Genomic DNA, 25,390 nt, shown 5'->3' on the forward strand with positions numbered 1-25,390 from the left:
TTGGTTTCACGTGAAACCAAAACTCACCAGCAGCATTTAACTCATTATTTATATTTATCCCAAAACTTTCTGAAATCCTTACTCATATCAATCACATTTCTTTTTGCCTTACGAGAAATCGGCGTTAAGTTAATGAAACCATGGGTTTGATCTTCATAATCATGATAATGAACTTTCACATTATTTTGACGTAGTTTGTAAGCATAAATCTTACCTTCATCATGCAATACGTCATGCCCTGCCGTAATAATATATGCAGGTGCTAATTTCTTTAAGTTTCCATAAGTCGGTGAAATGATAGTTGCATCCAAAGGTACATTAAATTTTGTCGCATAATATTCAGTGACATGATCAATGTCAGAATTTGTCAAAACTAAACCGTCTTTATACGCAAAAAATGAAGGATGACGACTTTTAAAATCAACTACAGGATAAATTAAAAATTGGACTTCAGGTGCGTAGGTTTTATTAACGGTGCGTTGTGCCAAGACTGCACAGATATTCCCACCAGCACTATCTCCTGCGATAGCAATGCGATTTTTTAAAATTTTAAATTGACGTCGATTTTGATAAACCCATGCCAGTGCATCTTCACATGATTGGATGAGATCATAAGGTCCTACTTCAGGCGCTAATGGATATTCAATACTAAGCACTTGTACTTTGGCGTGTGTTGCAATGAGTCGACACACTTCGTCATGGGTATCTACACTACCCACTACAAAGCCACCACCATGATAAAAAACTAGCATAGGTAATTTTTTACTTGGTGCAGGATGATAATGGCGAGCATAAATACTGCCGCTTTGTAAAGGCAAACGAATATCTTCTACAAATTGAACTGAAGTCGGTCTATTCAAGATAGATTGCATTTGCATTTCAAATTGTTTACGTGAATATTCAACATCTGCACCAATGAAACCTATTTTTCCTTGCTTGATTTGGGCAGCCATCATGCATTTGGTAAAACTATCTAATTGTGGGTATTGATAAGGATAACCTAATAGTTTTGCCAATGACTCTTGTGCAAATTTCGGTAAACGATCCAAAGAACGTGCTGCAGGACCTTGTGCCTTTTCTATTAATTCTTGGATGTTGTTGTTAAAAGCGACCATAGTTCGTCCTTCTGTTTACTTGATTCTTCATATTTTCTACACGATCAGACTTCAGCTGACTATATTCGTATATAAGTCTAGCAATGTATATACAAATATAAAACTTAGATACGCTAATCTGACTTTATAGCGTTTGTCATTCGCTTTTCCGCTTGAAATCTAAATTTTTATGCTATTCGTATTTATCCAATCAAGGAGACAGTCATGATAATGAAGACGATGATTGTATCTATAACAACTGCAATATTGGCTGTTGGTTGTGTCGCTTTTCCTGAAGATGGCGTATATCGTCAAGGCGGTTACTATAGTGGAGGTTATGGTGGCTATAGTGGTTATGATCGCCGTTATGAACGTAATAACGACCGTGATCGCTGGGAAAGAGAACGTGCATATCGCTTACAACAAGCACGACTAGAACAACAACGCCGTCAACAACAAGCTGATCGTGATCGTCGCCAGCGTGATTGGCAACATCGCACAAAACAAGAGCATTTAGATCGTCAACGTAGAGAACGTGAACAGAATCGTTTACAGCAAATCCAAAGACACACTTGGCAGCAACGTCAACAGCAAGGCACTATTTTTGAAAATCGTATGAAGCCTTGGGAGTCTAAAAGCCGTAATTGGGAGCGTCATGAACAACGCAGAGACAATGATAAAAAACGTGATCGTCGTCGTGGTGAAAACGAAAAAGATTAAAATAAAAATAGATGTATAGCTATTTTCACAAACTAAAAACCTGAGCGAACTCAGGTTTTTTTATTTAGATTCTATAAACAACAACGGCATCCAAACTGTTGTTTATAGGGTCTTTAGCGATATTATTGTACCGCAGATTGTTCTACGACATCTGCTTCTGGATTGACTTGCGCAGGTGCGGATTGTTGTAATGTCGGATCAGCTTGTACTGCTACACCTGTTTGAGATGAATGATCTACACTTGCAGCTTGCGCAAAACTATCTGTTTGTGGTGCTTGTTGGGTTGCAGCTGTTTCAGGTGCACTAGTTGATTCTGTTGAGGTACATCCAACGGCAGCGAAAGATACGCCTACCAATAATAGTGAAATTAAACCTAAATTTTTCATTAAAAATACTTCCTTTCTAAAACACTATAAACTTCACAAAGAGTCTGATTCTTTGTGCTGCTTATGATTCCCGATATTTCCCTGCTTTGCGTGTGTTCTTGGTTAGACTTTTAAGCTGATCCAGTAACAGGTTGTAGATGTTTTATTAATTTTTAAATAGGCTTAAATACAGTGAAATGAAACTAAATAATCTGCTGTTTTATAATCAAAATTATTGCAGTTTTCATATGAAATTAGCGATGATTTAACGATTTTCAGTTAAATATCGCAATACAAAACACGATTTACCTTACATTGTAAAATTTCTAATTTAGGCAAAAAAAAGCGTATCCAAGAGGGTTGGATACGCATCGAAAAAGTATTTTCTAAACAATTACAGGATTAACTACACCACAAAGGATACTGCTTTGCTAACAGAAATAAAAAGATTTTATTTTAATGGAATTATTGCTTTTATATATAAATGCCAAATAGTACATCCTCACTCATATTTCTATAGTTTTGTTTGATTTTTATCATTTATTTTTTATTTAAAAATTTGACTTAGATTCAATTTAACTCCCAATAAAAGGCTTCTCATACAATAATTTCTTAAAATATTTTATGAAATTGTAAAAAAATGCGAAATAACAGCAAATAATCACGCTAATCGCTTGAATTTTTTGTTGATGCCCACACTTCTTGAGTATTAAGAAATTAAACACTCATGGCAGTTCAACTGAACACAGTGAACACTGATGCCGAAAAGGACTGTACATGTTTAAAAACCCATTTAAACGGAGTAAATCAATGGCGACTGAGCAAAACCAAGACGCTCAAGATCTTCAACAAGAGCAAGCGGAACAGCAAACTCAAGCTGAAAACGAGCAAGCTGAAGTTTCAGTTGAAGATTTACAAGCGCAAATCACCAATTTAGAAGAAAACTTAAAGCTTGAAAAAGCACGTACTGCCAATGCGGTGTATGAAGCGCAAAAAAGCGTAGAACGTATTCAGCGTGAGTCAGAAAAGCATAAAGACACCGTACTTGAAAAGTTTGCAAAAGAGTTATTAGAGTCGGTGGATAACCTTGAACGTGCTATTCAAGCAGCAGGTGAAGACAATGCTGTGGTTGAAGGTGTAAAACTTACACTTAAGTCACTTCTAACAACACTAGAAAAATTTGGTGTGGTTGAAGCAGATACCACTCAAGGTTTCAACGCAGATTTACATCAAGCAGTGGGTATAGATCCAAATGCCAAAGCCAATGAAATTGGTAATGTATTGCAAAAAGGCTACACCTTAAATGGTCGTTTGCTCCGCCCTGCAATGGTTATGGTAGGTCAATAAGGTCAAAAATATTTGAGCTTTTTAAAAATATTTTCTGAAAAATAACTTGAAAATTTTTGAATGGCTCTCATATCGGATAACAAGCATAAACATATTTGTAAAAAGAATTTAGAGGAACACATTAATGGCTAAAATTATCGGTATTGACTTAGGTACAACAAACTCATGTGTTGCTGTACTTGAAGGCGATAAAGTTAAAGTTATCGAAAACGCTGAAGGCGCACGTACAACACCATCTATCGTTGCGTATAAAGATGGCGAAACGTTGGTCGGTCAATCTGCAAAACGTCAAGCAGTGACTAACCCTAAAAATACATTGTATGCAATCAAACGTTTGATCGGTCGTAAATACGAAGACCAAGCAGTACAAAAAGACATCGGTCTTGTACCTTTCAAAATTGTAAAAGCTGACAATGGTGATGCTTGGGTTGAAGTCAACGACAAAAAACTTGCACCACAACAAGTTTCAGCAGAAATTTTGAAAAAAATGAAAAAAACTGCTGAAGATTATTTGGGTGAAACAGTAACAGAAGCGGTTATTACAGTACCTGCATACTTTAACGATGCACAACGTCAAGCAACCAAAGATGCGGGTAAAATCGCTGGTTTAGACGTTAAACGTATTATCAACGAACCAACTGCTGCGGCACTTGCGTTCGGTATGGATAAAAAAGAAGGCGATCGTAAAGTTGCAGTATATGACTTAGGTGGTGGTACTTTTGACGTATCAATCATTGAAATTGCTGACTTAGATGGCGACCAACAAATTGAAGTATTGTCTACTAACGGTGATACATTCCTTGGTGGTGAAGACTTTGATAATGCATTAATCGATTACTTGGTTGAAGAGTTCAAAAAAGAACAAAACTTCAACTTGAAACAAGATCCTTTAGCGTTACAGCGTTTAAAAGAAGCTGCTGAAAAAGCAAAAATTGAGCTTTCTTCATCGAACTCAACTGAAATCAACCTTCCATACATCACGGCTGATGCAACTGGTCCTAAACACTTAGTGATCAATGTAACACGTGCGAAACTTGAAGGTTTAGTTGCTGACTTAGTAGCGCGTACTATTGAGCCATGTAAAGTTGCACTTAAAGACGCTGGTCTGTCAACAAGTGACATCTCTGATGTGATCTTGGTAGGTGGTCAGTCACGTATGCCACTTGTACAACAAAAAGTACAAGAGTTCTTCGGTAAAGAGCCACGTAAAGACGTGAACCCTGACGAAGCGGTAGCAATTGGTGCGGCGATTCAAGGTGCGGTACTTTCAGGTGACAAAACTGACGTGCTTTTACTTGACGTAACACCGTTGACACTTGGTATTGAAACCATGGGCGGCGTATTAACACCGATCATTGAGAAAAACACCACGATTCCTGCGAAGAAATCTCAAGTGTTCTCAACTGCTGCGGACAACCAACCTGCTGTAGACATTTCAGTTTACCAAGGTGAACGTAAAATGGCTCAACAAAACAAATTGTTGGGTAACTTCCAATTAGGCGACATTCCACCTGCGCCACGTGGTGTGCCACAAATCGAAGTATCATTTGACATTAACGCTGATGGTATCTTGAAAGTATCTGCAAAAGATAAGAGCACTGGTAAAGAGCAATCGATTCAAATTAAAGCAAACTCTGGTTTGAGTGATGCTGAAATTGAAGCGATGATCAAAGATGCTGAAGCAAATGCTGAAGAAGATCGTAAGTTCGAAGAGCTTGCAAAAGCACGTAACGAAGCGGATGCACTCGTATCTTCTGCTCAAAAAGCAGTAAAAGATCTTGGTGAGCAAGTGACTGCTGATGAAAAATCTGCAATCGATGCTGCTGTTTCTGAGTTAGAAGCGACTGCGAAAGAAAATGATGTTGATGCAATCAAAGCGAAAACTGAAGCTTTACAAAACATCATCATGCCGATCACACAACGTGCTTATGAAGCTGCACAAGGTCAGGGCGGAGCGCAAGGTTTCGATCCTAATCAGTTCGGTGGTGATGCTGGTCAACAACAGCAAAAAGCGGACGATGGCGTTGTAGATGCTGAGTTTACTGAAGTAAAAGATGACAAAAAATAATTCGTTATTGAATGTCTAAATAAACCGCTCAAGCAATTGAGCGGTTTTTTTATGCCACAATTTATTTTATATTGATCAGAATCATAAAATGAGAATGACAAGAATGCACAAATCCCCTGCTATCTCTTTACCTGTATTTTATAGTTTGATCATTGCTCAATTTATTTTGCCACTGATTTCTGCATTGGTAGATATATTCAGCCCGCAACCTGAACTTGCATTACTAGACAAAACTTTATATACCGAACCACAGACTTTAGAAACATTCATTATTTGTGGTGCATTCATTATCGTATTAGTCATCACCATTGGTTTATTTTTTCGAAAAAACTGGGCAAGAAAAGCCTATTTATATACCTTTTTTCCAGCTTTTCTACTCTATTTTCTACCTTATATGCATTGGATCTATATGAGCAGTTTTGCTGCCATTTTCAGTGATCTCGCATTTGTTTGTTCAGGTATTTTACTGACTATTTTAGCAATTCCTACTTTGTATGAACCGCTATTTGAAGACCAATAATGCTCAAAGTTGTCACCCTAACTGTTGCGCTTTATCTTTGTTTAGAATTACTGTGTCATACTTTTGCATACTATGTATCTTGGATTTTCAAAAAATCTGCGCTAAAACAAGGGATAGAACATAGGCAAGACTTGGTTTTTATTCGAGATATTTTTTACAGAATCATGCTTTTGATAAGTATTGTATTATTAAATCATGTTTATACTGAAAAAATATTTTATGAGATAAATCCATTTATTCGTTACTTCTGGGCTTTTGCTTTTACCAGTTTTATTGTATTGATCCTGTGGTGGCTCAATGCCTTGATTATCCAATCTACTTTGATAAAACAAAATCAAAAACAATCGTTTAATGCTACATACAAACAAAAGATCAGCTATATCTTGTTGCACCCAAAAGAGTTTTTACATCTTTACACAGCAACAGATTATCTAGAAAAGTCTAAATATTTAAACTACCTACTCAGCATGCTTGCGTTTATTTTATTATTCTTTGATATTCAATTACTTTTTAATGCATAATTTTAAAACATAGACTTGCGCATTTCGTAATTTAAGTTAAATTATTCATATTGCAACTTTCAAATATAAAAAATGCGCTTCTGGTTAATTGTTTCCATCATTGTTTTTACTGTTTATTTTTCTATACAACGCTATTTACACCCTCAGCTGAATCATAATTCTGCGATTGACCGTATTTCTCATCCTCTTGATACGCGCTTACGTTACCGCATCGGTGATGTTGATCCACGTTTTCAGATCAGCCAACAACATTTAGAACTTTTGGCACAACAAGCCGCAGATATTTGGCATCAAGGCACGATGAAAAGCTTATTTGTCTATGATCCTAATGCAAAATTAACGATCAATTTAATTTATGATGAGCGTCAAGCCGAGTCTACAGCTCGCCAACAAGAATTAAATATTTTAGAAAATACGCAACAATATCAAAATAGTGAAAGAAGCAATATAGAAAAATTACGTGCTGAATTAGATCAGTCCAATCGTGAAATAGACATCTATAAAGTTAATTATGAAACCAAAGTCAACCAATACAATCAGTTTGTAGAGAGCATTAACCAATCTAATCAAGCTATACACCCTTCAGTACAAGCCCAGTTGCAACAATTAAAAGATCAATTAGAAACAGAAAAATTTAATTTAAGTCAAAGGCTTGCTTCGCATAATCAAAAAGTTGAGCGACTTAACCAACAGGTCGATATTTTAAATTCAAATAACCAACAATTTAATCATTCAGTCGATCAGTTTAATGCACGCTTTCAACCTCGCCAGTTTGATAAAGGCGTATTTAATGGCAAAAGTATTAATATTTATGAATTTCAATCTGATGCAGACTTGAGAGTAACCATCGCACATGAACTCGGTCATGCGCTTGGGCTATTACATAACACTGATCCCAAAGCACTCATGTATCCAATGATGAAAGAACAAGATTTGCAAAACTTTAGATTAACCGCTGCGGATTTAGCAATGTTAAACTCACGTTAACAAATCGTTTGATGTTGATTTTAAATCCATATTGTAAATAAGTATTAATTTTATTTTGTGCAAATCATGCTATTGTGACAATAGATATTTAAAGGAGATTCCTGTGAGTTATTATCATATTATTCTTGAAGTAAATGATCATATCAGCACGATTGAACAAACACGTGATATTGAGATTTTTGATATTACTGAACTTCAACCGTATCTCCATTCTATTTTATTGCCTTATTTCAATGAGCAACAAATCGAACTCGAAGATGAAAATATCGAGTTTGAGGATATTTTACATATCGAAATCAAACAAACGTTATTGCCAATTCAGCACTTAATTGAAGAAGAACAAAAACAACTACCAAGTGATACCGATGTAACCATTACGGCATATGAAATTTTTAATGATCGGGATCATACACAAGATGTGACAGCAGTGATTTTAGATTTATTAGAAGCTGTGAAGATTGATCAAACTGATATTGAGTAATTTTTAAATACATAAATCCCAAAATATACAAAAGTCTGCACATGCAGACTTTTGTTTTTTAAAATTTAAAGAACATACACGCTATTGCATCATACTTTTTGCAGCTTCATTACGAAATTCTTTTAAAATCTGTTGCCCTGCCCGACCCGATTGATTCAAGCCCAAACGTGCTTGTTCTTGGCGAATCGCTTGACGAGTTTTATCTCCAATCAAACCATCCGCTTCACCAATGTCGTAACCTTTTTTCAACAAATAATTTTGGATTTCACGGCGTTCCGCACGAGAAGTTCCTGCATCATCCGTTGGCCACGCTGTTTGGAAAGCACCTTTACCTTGTAAACGATCAGACAAATGTGCAATCGCCAAAGCATAACTTTCTGCTGCGTTATACCCATAAATTGCATCAAAGTTTTTAAATACCAAGAATGCTGGACCACTTGCGCCTGCAGGCATCATCAAACCTGCCTGTGATGTACTTGATAAATTTCCTTGAATAATCGGCGAACCATCCACACGGGTAAAACCACGACTTTCCCAAGAACTTAAAGATTTTTTATTACGACGACTTTCACCACCCACTGAAGCACTGTCAGGAATTCGCACTTCAAAGCCCCACGGCATACCTGTTTGCCAACCGCGTTTTTTCAGGAAATTTGCGGTTGAAGCTAAAGCATCAGCCGTGCTGGAAACCAAGTCGCGGCGACCATCACCATCAAAATCTACAGCTAATTCTTCATAAGTAGATGGCATAAACTGCGTATGACCAAACGCCCCTGCCCATGAACCTTTGAGTTGCTCTTCACGTAAATCACCACGTTGTAAAATACGCATGGTGGCAAAAAACTCACCTCGGAAATAATCTTGGCGACGCCCTTCACAGCTTAACGTACCCAAAGCCTGTAATAATGGATATTTACCAGAAATATCACCAAAATTACTCTCTACCCCCCAAACCGCCACTACTGTTTCAGCAGGTACACCATAAGCTGCTGCAACTCGGTTTAAAGTATCACGATGTTGCACTAACATCTCACGCCCTTTTTGTACTCGTTCTTCGTCCACCAAACCTGAAAGATAATCCCAAATCGGAGTAGAAAATTCAGGTTGATAGTTGAGTTTAGCGATCACTGAATAATCAGGCGTTAAGTTTTGTGTATAACGATCATAAGTCGTGCCACTGACTCCAGAAGCAATAGCTCTTGAACGCAAATTGGCTAGGCAGCCCTGAAAATCACGCGCTGGTGAATAATCTGAAGTTGTATTTGAAATGACAGTTGTTGAGCTAACAGGTGCTGGCTGACCATTAATCACCAGTTCGGCATTTGCCTGTGTCATGGCTAAAAAAGCCGTACCACATAAAAAAGATAAGCTACGCATACGATCCACAAAATCTTTGTTCATTAAAATTATGTTATTAACATACCATTCTGTGGATAAAATGACAGAAACAAAACGTAAATTTTGAATTCATTTTTCAGTTTTAAATTCATATTTTATTTTTAAATTTAAAACAAGTTATCCACAAACAAACCCTCTCAAAATTTAAATTCAAAAATAGAATTAGACTTTTAAATTTTAAAATAGCAATAAAACTTATCCACATTTTTTAAATTTAAAGGTTGAACAATATCTTTTAAGTGATTTATTTACATAATATTTATTTTAAATTAAAAATTATCTCTATAAATCCAAGGAGAAAAAGTTATGAATTTAAAACAACGCTTTTAAATTCATAGCTTTTAAATTCATCCTTTCAGTTTTAAATTCAAACATGAAATTTTTGTTTTAAATTTAAAACATATATTTGAATTTAAAGTGATTGATGTGCTTATTTTTGAAAATACAGGGTTATAGCCAAACTATTCTATGAGGATGAAAATGAAAGCTGAGCATCATACTGAAATTAAAAAAATAAAAAAGCGACCAAACTATTGATCGCTTTTTTTACATGCAAATTTAGATTTAAATGCTCATATCTTCGCTTAAAGCCAAAGGATTAGGCAAGATCTTCGCCAATTGACGGCATAAAGTCGTTAGTTCAGCACTGTCATTTGGCATCAAAGTGATGTGACCAATTTTACGACCTTCACGCTCAGTCTTATTATAAAGATGTAAATGTGCACCATTTAACGCCAAAACATCTTCAGACTTTGGATATTGTCCAATGATATTGATCATTACCGTTGGGCGAACCACTTCAGTTGAACCAAGTGGTAAACCTGCAACTGCACGAATGTGATTTTCAAACTGTGAGCAGATTGCACCTTCAATCGACCAATGTCCAGAGTTGTGCACACGTGGTGCCATCTCATTGGCATATAAGCCTTTATCTGTCACAAACAGCTCAAGCGTCAACACGCCGACATAATTTAAATGATTGAGCAGGCGAGTAATGTAATCTTGTGCCACAGGTTGTAAATCTGTACTGTTTGGCGCAGGAACAATCGAATGGGAAAGAATACCGTTGTGATGATGATTTTCCGCCAAAGGCCAAGTTTTTACATCACCCTCAATACCACGTACCGCAATAATTGAAACTTCACGTGAGAAGGTTACAAAACTTTCCGCAATGAGTTCACCAGCAGGACCGAGTTCTGCCCAAGCTTGCTCGATTTGATCTGCTGTACGCAATACAAACTGACCTTTACCATCATATCCACCACGTGAGGTTTTGAGCACGATTGGTAAACCAAGCTCCGCTACAGCATTGTTCAACTCATCCAGCGAAGTCACCGCTTTATAGGGTGCAACTGGAATTTCTAATTCATCAAAGAGTGCTTTTTCTGACAAACGATGCTGTGCAATCGCCAATGCTTGGCGTGGCGGATGTAAATCTTTTTGTTTGGTCAATACATCCACATCAATCAACGGCGTATTTTCAAACTCAAGGCTAAAAACATCCGCGCTGGCAATAAAATCTTGCAAGCCATTTGCCGCTTTACTTGAAAATACTTGACCTAATGCCGCAGAAGGACAGTTTGTATTGGCTTCAAAGAAAGTGCATTGAATGTTGAGCGGTAGGGCAGCTTGCGCCATCATACGACCCAATTGACCACCACCAAAAATACCGATGGTTTTATTCATAATCTGTGTCCCGTTTTCAGCTTGGCTTTAGATTTGACCTGGAATGTTTTTGCTTGCTACTTTTTCAGTTTGCGCAGCACGAAAATCTGCAACATTTTTTGCAATTTCTGGACGTGTTAAACCCAAGATTTGCGCTGCCATAATCGCTGCATTGGTAGCACCCGCAGGACCAATTGCCAATGTTCCGACTGCAATTCCCGCAGGCATTTGCACGATCGAAAGCAATGAATCTACGCCATTTAAAATAGACGATTTTACAGGAACACCCAGTACAGGAAGATCCGTTTTTGCCGCACACATACCTGGTAAATGCGCTGCACCACCTGCACCTGCAATAATCACTTGAATGCCACGTTCACGTGCAGTTTCGGCATATTCGAACAAGCGATCTGGGGTACGGTGTGCAGAAACAACTTCCGCTTCAAAAGGAACACCAAGTTGCTTGAGCATATTGGCAGTGTTTTCTAAGGTTGCCCAATCTGACTGAGAACCCATGATAATTCCAACTAGAGGTTGAGCGTCTTGTGCTGCGGCCGCATTCATTGCAAATTTTCCAGAGATTAAAAAAGTAGAGATAAATCTCGACGAGAGAGCCAAGCTTTAATAAGAGCCCCATATTATAGACTGATTTTTCATCTCAATAAAATTTAACGGACGTAGTAGGGCGATATTTTCATTATTTTTTAGGAGAATATGAAAATTATCGAAATGTATGCCTTTATTGATTTCTAAAAACAAAATAAACACAGCCCAATAAACATAACCCTGCCCATAAATAATCTAACTTAAACGGTTGCTTAAATAGAAAAATCATAAAAGGGACAAAGACCAATAAAGTCACTACTTCCTGCGTGATTTTCATTTGTCCAACAGCAAAACCTTGTTGCGCTAAAAGTTTGGTTGCGGGAATCATCAAACTATATTCAAACAACGCAATCACCCAACTGAATAAAATCGCCTGCCAAAGAGGTGCATCATGCGGTAAAAATTTTAAATGTCCGTACCATGCAAGCGTCATAAAACAGTTGGCAAGGATGAGGAGTACAAGGGGGAGCAGCATGTTATTTTAAACACATTATAATGATGCTAAATTACACAAAAATATGAACAAAAAAGAAAGTTATTATTTATAAATTTTTACTGGAAATAGACTTATGAAAGTAGAGCTTGATCTTATAAATTCTCAATTAGATTTTTCACACGAAACTCCTCAATATTCAGAAATTCAAGCCTTATTCAAGAAAAGTTTAATTGAAGGAAATACTGAATATGCACAATCAATTTACTTTCATCATGATCACTTTCAAAATACCTCAAATTCATTCGAGCTGGATGAATTTGCCATCCGTTCTAAAGAGCAAATGTATGTTGACTGGAGAAAAATAGATGCACTAGATGTAGCAGCATCGCCATATAATTACATGTTATTTGCATTTTACTTATATCTTGCCCTGTTTAAACAACAAACGATTACACTTCATTTAAAGCATAAAAATTCTTTTATTGATCAAATCATTATTAAACCTATAGCATTTTATCATTTTGATATAAATATAGAAAAAATAGAATATTCATTTACTAAAATCTATTCATATCTGGATGCTTTATATCAAAACAAGCAAAAATTAGAATTTATTCAAACCTCAGGTCAGGATGAAATCGAAGCACATAAAATAAATTGGGAAAAAGATCGTAAAACTATTCTCATTCAAGGAGATTTTTTTCGAATTTTTCATACCGCTGAATTAATTCTTAATTTTACTCATCCATTAAATACCACTGATGAATTAGAACTAACAGGTGTTGTAGGATATAAAGAATACTTAACAGCATTGAGTGCAAATATTGTTTTTTGGCGACCAAATTCAATCGGATACTTTTTGGATTGGGATAAGGAAGAATAGATCATTAAAACACAACAAGAAAAACTATCATTTTCCCTAAACCCTTGCTATCGTTGCTTTCAAATCGAATTAATCACGACAACAGCACAACAACAACGTGATGTGTCAAAAAGCAGTGGAGTTAGAACGAATGCATCTGCATATCTTGGGTATTTGTGGCACCTTTATGGGTTCATTGGCATTATTGGCACGTGATCTAGGACATAAGGTGACAGGTTCAGATCAGAACGTTTATCCACCCATGTCGACCCAATTAGAAAATGCAGGCATTACTCTAATGCAAGGCTATGATCGTAGCCATTTACAACCTCATCCTGATCTTGTGATCGTAGGTAATGCCATGAAACGTGGCATTGATGCGGTAGAATATATGCTCAATGAAGGCTTACCATATATTTCAGGCCCACAATTCCTTGCAGATCACGTTTTACAAGGCAAACATGTATTAGGTGTTGCAGGAACTCATGGTAAAACGACAACCACGACCATGCTGGCATGGGTACTTGATCAAGCAGGCTTAAATCCTGGTTTCTTGATCGGTGGTGTACCTTTAGGTTTTAGTGAAAGCGCACGCTTAGGTGGTGGTAAATATTTCTGTGTTGAAGCGGATGAATACGATTCTGCATTCTTCGACAAGCGTTCTAAGTTCGTGCATTACCATCCTAAAACAGCGATTTTAAATAACCTTGAATTTGACCATGCTGACATTTTCGATGACTTGGCTGCGATCCAAAAACAATTCCATCATTTAGTGCGTACCATTCCAAGTGAAGGGCGCATCATTGCCCCAATTACGGAAAGCAATATTGATGAAGTTTTAGAAATGGGCTGCTGGACACCTGTAGTGCGTACGTCACTTGAAGCAAATGACAATGCTGAAGTCTATGCAGAACAGCTCTCTGCAGATGGTTCGCATTTTAAAGTACTGCAACATGGTGTTGTAAAAGGCATCGTTCAATGGAGCATGACAGGGCAGCACAGTGTTGCCAATGCGCTAGCGACCATTGCTGCTGCTGAACATGTGGGTGTTTCAATTGAACAATCATGCGAAGCATTGTCGAATTTTGGGGGTGTAAAACGCCGAATGGAGCTTTTGGATACTATCAATGGCATCGAAGTTTATGATGACTTTGCCCATCATCCAACGGCGATTGATACCACGCTTGAAGGCGCACGTAAACGCTTAGGCGAGCGTAAACTTTGGGCGATCATTGAACCACGTTCAAACACCATGCGCATGGGGTCACACAAAGATGGCTTGGCGCATTCTGCACGTTTGGCAGATGAAGTGATTTGGTATCAGCCTGAAGGTTTGGATTGGGATTTACAGCCTGTGATTGAGGCTGCGCCAAATAAAGCCGTTATTGCACGTACCTTAGATGAGATTATCCAAACTGTCGTGGCAGAAGCAGGTGAGGGCGATGCTGTAGTAATTATGTCAAATGGCGGTTTTGGCGGTTTGCATCAAAAATTGCTTACGGCATTAAAAGCAAAATAAGCGATATAAGATTTAAATAAACCCACATCACATAATGTGGGTTTATTTTTTATTGTTCAGGTGACATTGTGCCTGTCTTCTTAAAAGCGTTAAATTTTGCCCAACCTTGTACTGTATCTCCTAAACGCTGGCTGAAATACATCACCGAAACCCAATCTTGTCGACCATCATTATAGACTGTATATGCAGTTACATGATCATTTTTTATAATAAATACATCTTTCATTTTACAAGCGTCATTCGGTGCTGAATGAAAATATACCCTGTGTGGGCTGATGACAGACATTCCCCAACGCGGTATCAGATGTGCTTCTGTTTTGGAGGCTAACTTTTCAATTATTTCGCAATTTACTGCAAAACTTAGATTTGAAAATAAGATCCCTATTCCCAATACACCAATTTTTTTAAGCATATTTTTCCTATTTTGGATTGTTAAAATACCATCAAAAATAATGTTGATAGCCACGATTTTGATAACCAACATGATTTTTTGTTGGTTTTTCGACATTCGCAGTATTTAATAAAATTTCTAAAAATCCACCGATTTGTTCAGCACTTAATAAATTAGGTTCAAACTTATTTAAGCCGATATTTTTAAAATAATCCGAAATTTGGGTATTAGGATTTACATATTTCATTGACCATTGCTTAAAATTCAGTTCAGCAATTGAGGTTATTTTAAATTGATGCACATGAGTATGACGATTATCTCGTTGAATAGATTCAAATAATGCTAAAACTTGATCATTTTCTCCTTCTAAACATTGAAAAAATGAACCTTCTGCATAATACAACACTCCCACAATGCCATGCTGTGCATTAAACTCGCGTGCGGTCACTAAGATGTCACTCAAATCAAGTAATAAATCATTTTCATTTTCTACACGTACACTGGCATAACATAATCGGATCATCAGAAGTTCTTTTAATGTGATAAATTTAACATTATTATCGCTTAAAAATTAAACATTTGTAATTCTTTTCTCACATAAATTATAGATTTTGATGACTCAACAAAATTTATAAAATAGGCAATAATTAACACAATACTTCATACTTCGGTTTTGCCCTTAATTAACTCAATAGTTAGGGGCTTTTTTTTAATTTGAATAATTTTTAGAGATAATAATGACTAAAAATTTAATTCTAAGCCTCATCTTACAAATTTTTTATTTAGGTCTAGTGCTTTTTTTAAACAAACTCGGACTAAATGATTTTATCAATATTGCAAGTATGTCTTTTGTATTGGGCATATGCAGTCATTATTTTCTAGATACTTGGCTTTTTAAAATAATATGTTTAATCGGACTTGGTGCATTATTTATATTTTTAAATAGTTATCTGCTGCTTGCGGTGATGCTGAGTTGTTATTTCTTGGCACTAACTTTAGCGCAATTTAAATCAAGTTATGGTACGAAAAAACAATATGAGCTTCATCCACATTGAAACTCATCATTATTGATCAATATTTTATGCGATCACATCGGCAAAGCTTGGCTCACGTTTAAACATCACATCTACATAAGAACAAGTAGGCACAATTTTAAGCTGTTTTTCACGTGCAAAATCAACCAAAGTATCTAACAATTGACGTGCTATCCCTTGTCCACGTAAAGAATCATCTACCCAAGTATGATCAGCAATAATTTTATCTTCACCACGCCACACATAGCTGATTTCAGCAATGCGTTGACCTTGCTCATTGTCTAAAAAGAACTCACCTTTATTCGAGTTATCAATATGTTGAAATTGCATGTGCTTACCTCATCAATGCTTGAATTAAAGTTTAATTTAGCAAAGTCTACATAACATAAAATTCGACTAAAAATACGCTAAATTATGAGAATAACACATCACGAATAGAAGCATCTTTATCAAAAACAGATTTTGCAAAAGGACAAAGCGGAATGACAGCAATCTTCTTTTTACGTGCAAATTCAACTAAATTATTCAATAACTTACGTCCCACACCTTCACCACGCAGCTCATCTTCTACAGTGGTATGGTCAATAATCAACTTATCTTCACCCGCCCATGTATAGGCCATTTCAGCCAAATGATGACCTTCTTCACCAATATAAAATTCGCCTTTTTTACCATCATCTTTATGTTTGATTTCTAACATTTTTATTACTCTTTATAAAAAACAATTATTTTGCAACATGCCACAGATTTTACACAATTTCTGTTATTTTTTTTATCAATTTCAAATCATCAGTAAAAAATGCAAAGTGAATACAAATATCATCATCAATTCTAAGATAATGTATGAAATGATTTTTTAGATCAATTTTATCGTGTTCCTACCATACAAATGAATGTCTTTACCTGTGTTGCAGGAATAAATTAGCCTATTGAGTAACTCATTTTTTGTGACAAAATCATTCTCATCAAATAATTAAAAATATGCTGAATATCAAACAAATTAAATCAAGATAATTTATTGATATTTAAATTGTATTTTAGAATTTAAATTTTAAAACCTCACCAAATTATGATGAATAACACGTTATAAATTTGTCCGATCTAGAATCTATACATTTTATTTACTTAACAAGTTTGCCAAATCAGCCTAAAATTTAGCATATATCTTTTTACTCATTGACTATGTCAAGTTCTCCCCAAACCCCAGTTCCAGCCTCTACGTCCAACGAAACACAGCAATGGATTAGTGTAATTAGTCTCGCTTTCGCTGCTTTTATTTTTAATACCACAGAATTTATTCCAGTGGCTTTGCTCAGCGATATTGGCAAAAGCTTTGCGATGCCTGCGACCGATGTAGGCATCATGATTACCATCTATGCATGGGTAGTTGCACCGATTTCCTTGCCGATCATGCTATTGACCAAAAATTTTGAACGACGATTTTTATTAATCGCATTATTTTTGGTATTTATTCTCAGTCATACGGTGTCTTATTTTGCTTGGAGTTTTGAAATTCTGTTAGCAAGTCGGATTGGGATCGCCTTTGCACATGCTTTATTTTGGTCAATCACTGCATCTTTAGCGGTGCGTGTTGCCCCTAAAGGCAAAGAGTTTCAAGCATTAGGACTTCTTGCCACAGGTACAGCCTTAGCAATGGTTTTAGGTATTCCTTTTGGCAGAATGATTGGTGAAGCTTACGGATGGCGCAACACCTTTGCCTTAATCGCGATAGGTGCTGCAATTGTCTGCCTTATTTTAGCCAAGACTTTACCCAAACTACCAAGTATCAACTCAGGTTCATTGAGTAGTTTAAAAGTGTTCTTCAAACGCCCAGCTTTGATGATGGTATTTGCATTAACCATTATTGTGATTACTGCACAGTTCACAGCTTATAGCTATATTGAACCTTTTGCGCTCAATATTGCCCACTTTAGTTCAGCACAAACCACGACATTATTGTTGATTTATGGTGCTGCGGGCTTTTTAGGCTCTTATTTATTTGGAAAGTTTGCCCAAAGCTATCCCAAATTACCGATTCCGTTAAGTAGTGCAGTATTAGCACTGTCTATGTTCTTGTTGATGCCACTTTCGACAGATTTCATCAGTTTTAGTATTCTGAGTTTATTTTGGGGAATGGCAATTATCTGTTTTAGTCTAGCGCAACAAGCTAAAACTCTAAACCTCGCCTCTGATGCAACAGATGTTGCCATGGCTATTTATTCAGGACTGTACAATGTCGGTATCGGGGGCGGTGCGTTACTTGGTGGCATAGTCACGACGCATTATGGCTTAAATCATATTGGCGTCATCGGTGGTGTATTGGCGGTATTCGGTACACTTTTTGCCTTATTTTTAGTACAACGACACGATTTTAATCCGAAGAAAGTTTAGCCAAACTATTTGCAAAAGCAAAATAAATGTGAGATTCTTTGCAAATATTAAGAAATAATTGATCAAAAAATTATTTCTTTAAACCTATTCGTTGAACAAGGGGAGTAGCCTCCCATCAGCTTATCGTCATTACGCATTTTTATTTGTAGAAGTAAAAAAGCCGGTAACTGAACATCACCACAGTGCAGTACAAGATGCGGTGATGTAGGCAAGACCTTGATCATGTTGATTCAGATGTTTAATCATCTGGCAACTGGTCATGGTCTTTTTTTATGCCTGATTGATTGCCAGATTTGGAGAATTTTATGGAATCCATCGGCAATCCTTGGCTGTATCTCGCATTTTTTGCGATTGTTGCAGTCATGCTTCTCATCGACTTTCTTGGTTTCAGGCAAAAAGAAGGGCAAGAAGTTCAACTCAAAACTGCTGCATACTGGAGTATTGCTTGGGTCAGTGTAGCGACCTTATTTGGTGCTGGTTTATGGCTTTATCTACAACAGACTGTAGGTATGAGTATCGCCAATGCCAAAACTATGGAATATTTTGCAGGTTATTTACTGGAAAAATCACTTGCGATAGATAATGTTTTTGTGTGGCTGATGATTTTTGCTGCATTTGCGATCCCTCCTGCGTTACAACGTAAAATTTTACTCTATGGCGTACTCGGTGCGATTATTTTACGTACTATTTTCATTTTTATTGGGGCTTGGTTCGTTCAAGAATTCTCTTGGATTTTATATATTTTCGGTGCGTTCCTTGTTTATACAGGCTTTAAATTCCTCAAAGGACAAGATGAAGAAGATAACAATATCGAAGATATGGCGATGCTCAAATGGTTACGCAAGCATATGCGTATCACGCCGCAGCTAGAAGGGGCAAAATTCTTTGTACGTCAAAATGGTCTGTTATGGGCAACACCACTATTTTTAGTTTTAATCCTTGTTGAAGCATCGGATGTGATCTTTGCGGTGGATTCTATTCCAGCAATTTTTGCAGTGACCAATGATCCTTTTATTGTACTTACAGCAAACTTAATGGCGATTTTAGGCTTACGTGCTATGTTCTTTTTATTGGCAGGTTCAGCGTCTAAGATGCATTATCTCCCGTATGGTTTAGGCATTATTTTAGTGTTTATCGGTTTTAAAATGTTAATGTTGGATGTGTTCCATATGCCGATTTGGATTTCACTTGGATTTATTGTCATTGTATTGGCGATCACAGCGTGGTTGTCGATTCGACATAATAAAAAGCAAACACTGAATCCTTAATTTTCCGTGATAAAAACACCCTCCTTTTGTAAAAGAGGAGGGTTGTGAAGGATTTAAAAACATCCATTCTAATCATTAGTCTACAAAATAGCTTTGCCTATGTTTAATCTATAATTTTGAGTTTTTCCCATCTCTGTAAAAATCTTTTTGAACTCAGCCTTTGTATAAACACATCATGACTCACCAAACGATCATTCCAACGTAGTTTTAATTCAAATAAATCACTTAGTCCAAAGGGTGCAATGATCTCCATATCATCATGTTCAATTAAACGTACTGCAATCGCAGTTGCTGTTTCTGGCCAAGTACTTAAAGCCTCATATAAGGACAAATAAGCTGAAATCGCTTGATTTTTTTCGGTTGTATACCATGTATGTACCAAAGCTTGATTAACTACATCCCAATCATTTTCAGGAAATTTTTGTGTTAATTTTCCATAAATTTCTTGTGTGATGTTTTGATTCTGTTCATTCTCATCGAAGAAAATTACATCTATTTCGGTGTTTTTAATTTGATATTGTTGCTGATGTAAACTCGACCAGACCAGATTCCGAATCACACCTGCACTTAAATATGCTTCAACATGAATCTGCTTTAAATAGATCAATCTTTGCATTAAAGCCTGTTCAGCAAAAACGATTTGCTTTAGCTCTTGATATAATTTTGTTTCGTAAATGTCCAATAATTGCATAATTTTAATAAGGATTAGATAAAAGTTTTAGTAAAATCATCACTGTAAATTTTCAATATATACACATTATACAGGGTTCTATTTGTATCTCTTATTTCATTATTTTGAAAGATTTAATACTTTTTCTTCGAAAAGATTTATATATTTTATTGGAAATCTAAAACCCTAAAAATCAGACTTTAAAAAATAGCTTCTTAAACGTTTACACAAAATACAGAAGCATGTAGTTAAATCAGCTACAATCAATCGAAAAAATTCAAAATGCAGGTTCAAAATGTCTTCTGTAGTTACAACGACAGCGATTCGTGGTCGCTTCCTTGATATTCAGAATACAGTTGCCCAAGCACGTGACATTCACGACCAAGTGCGATATGTAGAAGATGGTTTACTTTTAATTCAACAAGGTAAAATTAGTTGGTTTGGTTCTTGGACAGAAGGGCAGGCTCAACTGACTGAAAACCAACGAGTTGAACATTATCCAAATCAATTGATTGTTCCAGGATTTATTGATACGCATATTCATTTCCCACAAACAGAAATGGTAGGTGCATATGGTGAACAATTATTAGAGTGGTTAAACACTTATACCTTCCCAACCGAGATTCAATTTCAAGATAAATCATATGCTGATCAAATTGCGCATTTTTTTGTCAATGAATTACTTAAAAATGGCACCACGACAGCACTGGTGTTTTGTACAGTGCATCCACAGTCCGTTGACGCATTATTTGAAGCAGCAGAACGTCACCAAATGCGTCTCATCGCAGGCAAAGTCATGATGGATCGTCATGCACCTGAGGCTCTGACGGATACAGCAGAAAGTGCTTATACTGACTCCAAAGCTTTGATTGAAAAATGGCATGGCAAAGGGCGCAATCTATATGCCATCACACCGCGCTTTGCGCCAACCTCAACGCCTGAACAGTTAGCACGTGCAGGGCAGCTCAAAGCTGAATATCCTGATGTTTATGTGCATACCCATTTAAGTGAAAATAAAAATGAAATCGCATGGGTCAAAGATTTATTTCCAGAGCAAAACGGCTATTTGGATGTGTATCATCATTATGGTTTGACAGGGCAGAAGTCGGTTTTTGCGCATTGTGTGCATTTAGAAGAACATGAATGGGATTGTATGCACGCCACTAATTCTGCAATCGCATTTTGCCCAACCTCAAATCTGTTCCTCGGTAGTGGTTTATTTCCATTACAAAAAACATGGGAAAAAAATGTCAAAGTTGGTTTAGGTACGGACATTGGTGCGGGCACATCTTTCTGCCAATTACAAACTTTGAATGAGGCTTATAAGGTACAACAGTTACAAGGTGATAAACTGTCTGCATTTGAGTCACTCTATCATGCAACCTTAGGCGGTGCTAAGGCACTTGATCTAGAGGACAAATTGGGTAATTTTAATGTAGGTAAAGAAGCTGACTTTGTAGTGTTAAATTTACACGCTACAGCTTTACAAAAACTTCGCCAAGAACGTGCTAAAAGTATTGAAGATGCGTTATTTGCCTTATTGACTCTGGGAGATGACCGCAATATTCAAGCGACTTATATTTATGGGAATAAAGCCTATGAACAAACCCACTAATTCACAGCAGCAAACTCACAAAGCGCCTCGTTCCAAAAAGAAAATCGTGCTGATTGGGGTATTTTTTGTGGCGTGTGCATTACTACTCAAACGTGATGCACATTAACAAAATCTACCGTTTTACATATCAAATCGTCAAAAAAGATGCATCTTGGTCTGATATGTTTTAAAATTAACGCATCTTTTAGGTGTTGCTCGTCAACGCCTTTTTTATTTTGCGATATTGATGCTTTAGGTATTTCCCATGACCATTGAAATGAAAGTGATGATTTCGACTGAAGAAATTCAAGCGAAAGTTCAAGAACTTGGTAAAAAAATTGATGCACATTATGCCAATAGTGACAAAGAATTGGTTTTGATCGGCTTATTACGTGGTTCAGTCATCTTCATGGCGGATTTATGTCGTGCGATTAGCAAAGAACATGAACTCGACTTCATGACCGTTTCAAGTTATGGCGGTGGGACAACCTCGAGCCGTGATGTGAAAATCTTAAAAGATTTAGATGGTGAAATTCGAAATAAAGACGTACTGGTCGTTGAGGACATTATCGACTCAGGTAATACCTTGAGCAAAGTGCTTGAAATTCTACAAACGCGTCAACCGAACTCAATTGAACTGTGCACTTTAATTAGTAAACCTTCACGCCGTGAAATTGAACTCGATGTGAAATTTTTAGGTTTTGAAGTCGAAGATAAATTCATCGTGGGTTATGGCTTGGACTATGATCAAAAATATCGCCATATTCCATTTATTGGTGAAATTGGTTTATAAGTCATCTCAAAATTAACACTGATTTAAGCGACTTCGGTCGCTTTTTTATTGCTCATTATTCGTGGATAAGTAAACAAAAATGCAACAACTTGTAGCAAAGTCTGCCTTTAACTCTGTGATGGAATATTTAATTATAAAATACATACAGTTGATTCCTTCACTTTAGATAAAACCAAAAAACAAGGAGAGAGATTATGATGTCACTGATCGGGGCAATCATTATTGGTTTTTTAGCTGGCTTAATCGCACGTGCCATTCATCCTGGCAATGATAAAGCTGGTTTTATTGTTACAACATTACTCGGTATCGTGGGTTCATTGGTTGCAACTTATGGTGGACGTATGCTTGGACTTTATCCTGAGGGTTCATCCGCAGGCTTTATTGCATCCGTCATCGGGGCAATCATTGTATTGTTTATCTACAATATGGTGAGTAAAAAAGCCTAGTACTGATTTACGCAAATTCATTTAAAGCATCTCATCTGAGATGCTTTTTTGTATGTTATAAACCCAATTCTGACCAGATTTTTTCAATTTCTTTGGCAGGATAAGCGCCCATGACTTTTGTTCCATTAGAAAAAATAATTGCAGGCGTTCCCTGTAGACCTAATTTTTTCCCCAGGGCTAAGTTACGCTCAATGGGAGTTTCACAGTTTGCAGCAGCACTCGGTGATATACTATTTTGAAGTAAGTTTTTCCACGCAAAGGCTGGGTTACTGGAACACCAAACTTTCTTAGATGGAATAATTGACTGATTTTTAATAGGATATATAAAAGTATAAATCGTCACATTGTTGAGCTGGGTTAAATTCTTTTCAAGACTCTTGCAATATGGGCAATTTGGGTCAGAAAAGATCGCAAGCTGACGCTTACCATTCCCCCTTACTGTTTTAATGGCATCATTTAAAGGTAATTTTTTAAAATCAACCTGCTGATCTTTTAAAGCCAAATCTTTGGTAAGGTTATGTTGATCCTTTAAGCGAATCATACTGCCCACCAACAAATGTTGTGCATCTTCATTGATATAGACGATTTGCTGATCCAACGTACCACTATACAAACCTTGCATTTCAGTGGTTTGTATATTTCCTATTTTTACATTGGGATAGTTTTTTTCAAGCTTGGCTTTGACTGCATCAACATCTGCAAAACTAAATTGGCTAAGTAATAAACTTAGCCCCAACATCATACTTTTTTTAAACATAAATACCTAACCAAAACCTACATTCACAGCACAGATTTAAACATACCCAAAATCTATTTGTGTTGAAGTTCAGTTGAAATTAAAGCATTCTTTTGGTTTCACGTGGAACAAAACTAAAACTCGCAGCTTGATTGATTTCTACCGTGATATGTACCAATTCCTCATGAACAGATAAAGCGTGTCGAACTTGATCCGCAGTTAAAGCCTTATCACGACTTTCTAAGACCAAAATTACAGAAAATTTACCACGTGCAACTTTCCAAACATGCAAATCGGTAATATTGACGGATACATTTAAACTCGCAATCACGTCACGAACTTCATCCACAACAGGATGATCCATTTCAGCATCCAACAAAGTTTTGCCTGTTTCTTGAATCAGTCCCAAAGACCATTTTCCAACTAAAATTGCCCCCACGATCCCTAAAACAGCATCTAAAAAATCCCATCCAAAATATTTACCTGCACATAAAGCCACAATTGCAAGAACAGAAGTCACCGCATCTGCGACCACATGTAGAAATGCCGCTTTTTGATTTAAATCATGCTCATGATGGTGATCTGATTCATGTGAATGGTGATGGTGATGGTGATGGTGATGGTGATGGTCAGCATCATCATGTAATAACCAAGCGCAAACTAAATTGATCACTAAACCTAAAATAGCAATCGGTATCGCTTCATTATAATGGATCTGGACAGGGTGAAATAATCGTTCAACGGATTGAAAAGCCATAAATAAAGCAACAACCATCAGCAATATTGCGCTGCTATAGCCTGCCAAAATTTCAATTTTCCATGTTCCAAAACTAAAGCGTGTATCTTGGGCATAATGTCGCGCTGCTCGATATGCCATATACGCCAAACCAAGCGCTAACATATGCGAACTCATATGCCAACCATCAGCTAACAGTGCCATAGAGTTAAAAATCCAACCGCCAACGATCTCAAAAATCATCATTGCACCCGTGAGTAAGGTTGCAATTAAAATTTTCTTTTGTGCTAAAGGATTTCCTTGATCAAACTGATGGGAATGTTGGCGCTGAATGGGTTTAAATTGCATCATGAAACACTCAAATATACTCCCCCTTAGTATATGATCAAGTTTTTAAATATACTATAAGGGAGTATATTTTTATGAGAAATGCCCATGAGTCACTTACAACATGACAAAAAAGTTTTAAATAGGGTCAAAAGACTAAAGGGACAAATTCATGCCGTAGAAGATGCTTTGAATCAACCAGAATTATCCTGTATTGATGTGTTACAGCAAGTTGCCGCTATCAAAGGAGCAGTCAATGGTTTGATGAATGAGCTTATCGAAAATCATTTACGCCATCATGTCTTAACTGATACGGAAGCTGTCAACGAGCAAGAATTACAAGAGTTTCTAAAATTACTGAAACGTTATGGCTAATTTCACTGAAATTTTTGAATAATACGATGTTGGATATTGA

30 protein-coding genes are annotated in these 25,390 nt (G+C 36.6%); 17 read left to right on the forward strand and 13 right to left on the reverse strand.

Annotated features, from left to right (window positions below; translation table 11 throughout):
- Nucleotides 1-44: 44 nt before the first annotated feature.
- Nucleotides 45-1,115: an alpha/beta hydrolase gene (locus tag HUS24_RS10255; RefSeq protein ID WP_173911930.1), complete on the reverse strand. Its 1,071-nt coding sequence runs from the start codon at nucleotides 1,113-1,115 to the stop codon at nucleotides 45-47.
- 204 nt (nucleotides 1,116-1,319) lie between these two features.
- On the opposite strand from HUS24_RS10255, the gene HUS24_RS10260 reads away from it, so the two are divergent.
- Nucleotides 1,320-1,814, forward strand: a complete 495-nt coding sequence (locus HUS24_RS10260; RefSeq protein ID WP_173911931.1) for a hypothetical protein — start codon at nucleotides 1,320-1,322, stop codon at nucleotides 1,812-1,814.
- A 122-nt stretch (nucleotides 1,815-1,936) separates the two neighbouring features.
- Here HUS24_RS10260 and HUS24_RS10265 read toward each other — a convergent pair whose 3' ends face one another.
- The gene (locus HUS24_RS10265) at nucleotides 1,937-2,200 is read right to left on the reverse strand and encodes a molybdenum ABC transporter substrate-binding protein (RefSeq protein ID WP_173911932.1); all 264 of its coding nucleotides are present in this window, start codon (nucleotides 2,198-2,200) and stop codon (nucleotides 1,937-1,939) included.
- A 789-nt stretch (nucleotides 2,201-2,989) separates the two neighbouring features.
- Here HUS24_RS10265 and grpE point away from each other — a divergent pair.
- The 6 genes from grpE (at nucleotide 2,990) to HUS24_RS10295 (ending at nucleotide 8,103) form a co-directional block, all read left to right on the forward strand.
- Complete coding sequence (grpE, locus tag HUS24_RS10270; protein ID WP_065995180.1) at nucleotides 2,990-3,526, forward strand: nucleotide exchange factor GrpE; 537 nt, start codon at nucleotides 2,990-2,992, stop codon at nucleotides 3,524-3,526.
- A gap of 124 nt (nucleotides 3,527-3,650) precedes the next feature.
- Complete coding sequence (dnaK, locus tag HUS24_RS10275) at nucleotides 3,651-5,594, forward strand: molecular chaperone DnaK (RefSeq protein ID WP_173911933.1); 1,944 nt, start codon at nucleotides 3,651-3,653, stop codon at nucleotides 5,592-5,594.
- 103 nt (nucleotides 5,595-5,697) lie between these two features.
- Nucleotides 5,698-6,114, forward strand: coding sequence for a hypothetical protein (locus HUS24_RS10280; RefSeq protein WP_173911934.1), 417 nt, complete (start codon nucleotides 5,698-5,700; stop codon nucleotides 6,112-6,114).
- The gene (locus tag HUS24_RS10285; protein ID WP_173911935.1) at nucleotides 6,114-6,635 is read left to right on the forward strand and encodes a hypothetical protein; all 522 of its coding nucleotides are present in this window, start codon (nucleotides 6,114-6,116) and stop codon (nucleotides 6,633-6,635) included. The genes HUS24_RS10280 and HUS24_RS10285 overlap by 1 nt, the downstream gene beginning before the upstream one ends.
- Nucleotides 6,636-6,707: 72 nt before the next feature.
- Complete coding sequence (locus tag HUS24_RS10290) at nucleotides 6,708-7,622, forward strand: matrixin family metalloprotease (protein WP_173911936.1); 915 nt, start codon at nucleotides 6,708-6,710, stop codon at nucleotides 7,620-7,622.
- A gap of 103 nt (nucleotides 7,623-7,725) precedes the next feature.
- Nucleotides 7,726-8,103 carry a hypothetical protein gene (locus HUS24_RS10295; RefSeq protein WP_065995184.1) on the forward strand — a complete coding sequence of 126 codons (378 nt, stop codon included), beginning with the start codon at nucleotides 7,726-7,728 and terminating at the stop codon, nucleotides 8,101-8,103.
- 81 nt (nucleotides 8,104-8,184) lie between these two features.
- Here the strand turns inward: HUS24_RS10295 and HUS24_RS10300 are convergent, their stop codons facing one another.
- The 4 genes from HUS24_RS10300 to HUS24_RS10315 all read right to left on the reverse strand — a co-directional run bounded on the left by HUS24_RS10300 (nucleotide 8,185) and on the right by HUS24_RS10315 (nucleotide 12,247).
- Complete coding sequence (locus tag HUS24_RS10300; RefSeq protein WP_173912541.1) at nucleotides 8,185-9,480, reverse strand: lytic murein transglycosylase; 1,296 nt, start codon at nucleotides 9,478-9,480, stop codon at nucleotides 8,185-8,187.
- 585 nt (nucleotides 9,481-10,065) lie between these two features.
- A complete protein-coding gene (locus HUS24_RS10305; RefSeq protein WP_173911937.1) occupies nucleotides 10,066-11,187 on the reverse strand; it encodes a 5-(carboxyamino)imidazole ribonucleotide synthase in 1,122 nt (373 codons plus the stop codon).
- Between the two features lie 27 nt (nucleotides 11,188-11,214).
- Nucleotides 11,215-11,730, reverse strand: coding sequence for a 5-(carboxyamino)imidazole ribonucleotide mutase (gene purE / locus HUS24_RS10310; protein ID WP_173911938.1), 516 nt, complete (start codon nucleotides 11,728-11,730; stop codon nucleotides 11,215-11,217).
- Nucleotides 11,731-11,905: 175 nt separating this feature from the next.
- A complete protein-coding gene (locus HUS24_RS10315; RefSeq protein WP_173911939.1) occupies nucleotides 11,906-12,247 on the reverse strand; it encodes a DMT family protein in 342 nt (113 codons plus the stop codon).
- Nucleotides 12,248-12,341: 94 nt separating this feature from the next.
- Here HUS24_RS10315 and HUS24_RS10320 point away from each other — a divergent pair, with 94 nt between their 5' ends.
- Complete coding sequence (locus tag HUS24_RS10320) at nucleotides 12,342-13,091, forward strand: hypothetical protein (RefSeq protein WP_173911940.1); 750 nt, start codon at nucleotides 12,342-12,344, stop codon at nucleotides 13,089-13,091.
- Between the two features lie 130 nt (nucleotides 13,092-13,221).
- Entirely contained in the window at nucleotides 13,222-14,589 is a 1,368-nt protein-coding gene (gene mpl / locus HUS24_RS10325) for a UDP-N-acetylmuramate:L-alanyl-gamma-D-glutamyl-meso-diaminopimelate ligase (protein ID WP_173911941.1), read from the forward strand.
- Between the two features lie 49 nt (nucleotides 14,590-14,638).
- On the opposite strand, the gene HUS24_RS10330 is transcribed toward mpl, so the two are convergent.
- Both HUS24_RS10330 and HUS24_RS10335 read right to left on the reverse strand, forming a co-directional pair.
- Nucleotides 14,639-15,001, reverse strand: coding sequence for a hypothetical protein (locus tag HUS24_RS10330; protein ID WP_173911942.1), 363 nt, complete (start codon nucleotides 14,999-15,001; stop codon nucleotides 14,639-14,641).
- A gap of 31 nt (nucleotides 15,002-15,032) precedes the next feature.
- A complete protein-coding gene (locus HUS24_RS10335; RefSeq protein WP_254433847.1) occupies nucleotides 15,033-15,503 on the reverse strand; it encodes a BLUF domain-containing protein in 471 nt (156 codons plus the stop codon).
- A gap of 214 nt (nucleotides 15,504-15,717) precedes the next feature.
- Here HUS24_RS10335 and HUS24_RS10340 point away from each other — a divergent pair, with 214 nt between their 5' ends.
- The gene (locus tag HUS24_RS10340) at nucleotides 15,718-16,035 is read left to right on the forward strand and encodes a hypothetical protein (RefSeq protein ID WP_173911943.1); all 318 of its coding nucleotides are present in this window, start codon (nucleotides 15,718-15,720) and stop codon (nucleotides 16,033-16,035) included.
- 24 nt (nucleotides 16,036-16,059) lie between these two features.
- Here the strand turns inward: HUS24_RS10340 and HUS24_RS10345 are convergent, their stop codons facing one another.
- On the reverse strand, nucleotides 16,060-16,344 hold the full coding sequence (locus HUS24_RS10345) for a GNAT family N-acetyltransferase (RefSeq protein ID WP_173911944.1): 285 nt from the start codon (nucleotides 16,342-16,344) through the stop codon (nucleotides 16,060-16,062).
- 82 nt (nucleotides 16,345-16,426) lie between these two features.
- Nucleotides 16,427-16,714, reverse strand: coding sequence for a GNAT family N-acetyltransferase (locus tag HUS24_RS10350; protein ID WP_171531836.1), 288 nt, complete (start codon nucleotides 16,712-16,714; stop codon nucleotides 16,427-16,429).
- A gap of 482 nt (nucleotides 16,715-17,196) precedes the next feature.
- Between HUS24_RS10350 and HUS24_RS10355 the strand changes: the two genes are divergently transcribed.
- Together HUS24_RS10355 and HUS24_RS10360 are read left to right on the forward strand one after the other, a co-directional pair.
- Nucleotides 17,197-18,405 carry a sugar transporter gene (locus tag HUS24_RS10355; RefSeq protein WP_173911945.1) on the forward strand — a complete coding sequence of 403 codons (1,209 nt, stop codon included), beginning with the start codon at nucleotides 17,197-17,199 and terminating at the stop codon, nucleotides 18,403-18,405.
- A 305-nt stretch (nucleotides 18,406-18,710) separates the two neighbouring features.
- The gene (locus tag HUS24_RS10360; RefSeq protein ID WP_173911946.1) at nucleotides 18,711-19,673 is read left to right on the forward strand and encodes a TerC family protein; all 963 of its coding nucleotides are present in this window, start codon (nucleotides 18,711-18,713) and stop codon (nucleotides 19,671-19,673) included.
- A 103-nt stretch (nucleotides 19,674-19,776) separates the two neighbouring features.
- On the opposite strand, the gene HUS24_RS10365 is transcribed toward HUS24_RS10360, so the two are convergent.
- Nucleotides 19,777-20,289: a nucleotidyltransferase family protein gene (locus HUS24_RS10365; RefSeq protein WP_254433848.1), complete on the reverse strand. Its 513-nt coding sequence runs from the start codon at nucleotides 20,287-20,289 to the stop codon at nucleotides 19,777-19,779.
- A 349-nt stretch (nucleotides 20,290-20,638) separates the two neighbouring features.
- Between HUS24_RS10365 and guaD the strand changes: the two genes are divergently transcribed.
- The 4 genes from guaD (at nucleotide 20,639) to HUS24_RS10380 (ending at nucleotide 23,176) form a co-directional block, all read left to right on the forward strand.
- On the forward strand, nucleotides 20,639-21,958 hold the full coding sequence (guaD, locus tag HUS24_RS10370; protein ID WP_173911948.1) for a guanine deaminase: 1,320 nt from the start codon (nucleotides 20,639-20,641) through the stop codon (nucleotides 21,956-21,958).
- A complete protein-coding gene (locus HUS24_RS17125; RefSeq protein WP_302476102.1) occupies nucleotides 21,942-22,064 on the forward strand; it encodes a hypothetical protein in 123 nt (40 codons plus the stop codon). Before guaD ends, HUS24_RS17125 begins: the two co-directional genes overlap by 17 nt.
- A gap of 138 nt (nucleotides 22,065-22,202) precedes the next feature.
- Nucleotides 22,203-22,730 carry a hypoxanthine phosphoribosyltransferase gene (gene hpt / locus HUS24_RS10375; protein ID WP_173911949.1) on the forward strand — a complete coding sequence of 176 codons (528 nt, stop codon included), beginning with the start codon at nucleotides 22,203-22,205 and terminating at the stop codon, nucleotides 22,728-22,730.
- 194 nt (nucleotides 22,731-22,924) lie between these two features.
- Nucleotides 22,925-23,176, forward strand: coding sequence for a GlsB/YeaQ/YmgE family stress response membrane protein (locus tag HUS24_RS10380; protein WP_173911950.1), 252 nt, complete (start codon nucleotides 22,925-22,927; stop codon nucleotides 23,174-23,176).
- A gap of 55 nt (nucleotides 23,177-23,231) precedes the next feature.
- Here the strand turns inward: HUS24_RS10380 and HUS24_RS10385 are convergent, their stop codons facing one another.
- Together HUS24_RS10385 and dmeF are read right to left on the reverse strand one after the other, a co-directional pair.
- Nucleotides 23,232-23,933, reverse strand: coding sequence for a DsbC family protein (locus HUS24_RS10385; RefSeq protein WP_173911951.1), 702 nt, complete (start codon nucleotides 23,931-23,933; stop codon nucleotides 23,232-23,234).
- A gap of 79 nt (nucleotides 23,934-24,012) precedes the next feature.
- Nucleotides 24,013-24,996, reverse strand: coding sequence for a CDF family Co(II)/Ni(II) efflux transporter DmeF (gene dmeF / locus HUS24_RS10390; RefSeq protein ID WP_173912543.1), 984 nt, complete (start codon nucleotides 24,994-24,996; stop codon nucleotides 24,013-24,015).
- Between the two features lie 87 nt (nucleotides 24,997-25,083).
- Here dmeF and HUS24_RS10395 point away from each other — a divergent pair, with 87 nt between their 5' ends.
- On the forward strand, nucleotides 25,084-25,350 hold the full coding sequence (locus tag HUS24_RS10395; RefSeq protein WP_173911952.1) for a metal/formaldehyde-sensitive transcriptional repressor: 267 nt from the start codon (nucleotides 25,084-25,086) through the stop codon (nucleotides 25,348-25,350).
- Nucleotides 25,351-25,390: the final 40 nt, after the last annotated feature.

Origin of the sequence: Acinetobacter sp. Marseille-Q1618, from assembly GCF_902809855.1 — a bacterium.
Lineage (GTDB): Bacteria > Pseudomonadota > Gammaproteobacteria > Pseudomonadales > Moraxellaceae > Acinetobacter.